The sequence below is a fragment of the Carboxylicivirga linearis genome (assembly GCF_018271995.1).
In the GTDB taxonomy this organism is placed as follows: Bacteria; Bacteroidota; Bacteroidia; order Bacteroidales; family Marinilabiliaceae; genus Carboxylicivirga; species Carboxylicivirga linearis.
The window spans coordinates 1-485 of the sequence record NZ_JAGUCO010000145.1 but is presented as its reverse complement, the minus strand read 5'-3'; the positions used below and the strand labels follow the sequence as shown (position 1 = coordinate 485).

Sequence of the window (485 nt, the reverse complement as noted above, 5' to 3'; positions counted from 1 at the left end):
CCCACCGAAATTAATACGACTATGTTGGATTACAGAGAGCAAATACAAAGCATATACGAGTTTATAAAGCGTTCGGAGGACGAACAAAAGTACCCATACGCTTACGAAATATACCTGGTTACCGCAGCACAGGAAACGGCACTCACTTCAAGAACCTCCGGAACCGATAAGTTTAACCGTGATATTGAAAGTGCCATTGAAAAAGCAAAGCAATCTCATGGTTCACTCAGGGTTGATGTGTTTGGAGGCAAAAGTCCCAATGCCAGAAGCCTGAACAGTTATACGGTGAATATCAGCAAACTTTTGAACCCACCCAAAGAACCCATTGAAAGAGCGGAAATACAAACCATTATCCAGGAGGAAATGAAACAGAGCCAAATCCAAAACAACACCAATGGATTGGGAGAACTGGATTCCTTGTTAGGATTATTTTCAGGAGATAACCCTGCTGTAAAATCTAAGCTTGACGGTCTGTTTGGTGTGTT

At 42.1% G+C, this 485-nt stretch carries 1 protein-coding gene; it reads left to right on the top strand.

From position 1 onward, the window contains the following. Positions 1 to 21: 21 nt before the first annotated feature. Positions 22 to 485, top strand: a 464-nt coding sequence (locus tag KEM10_RS24080; RefSeq protein ID WP_212221019.1) for a hypothetical protein, incomplete at its 3' end; no start/stop codon positions are given.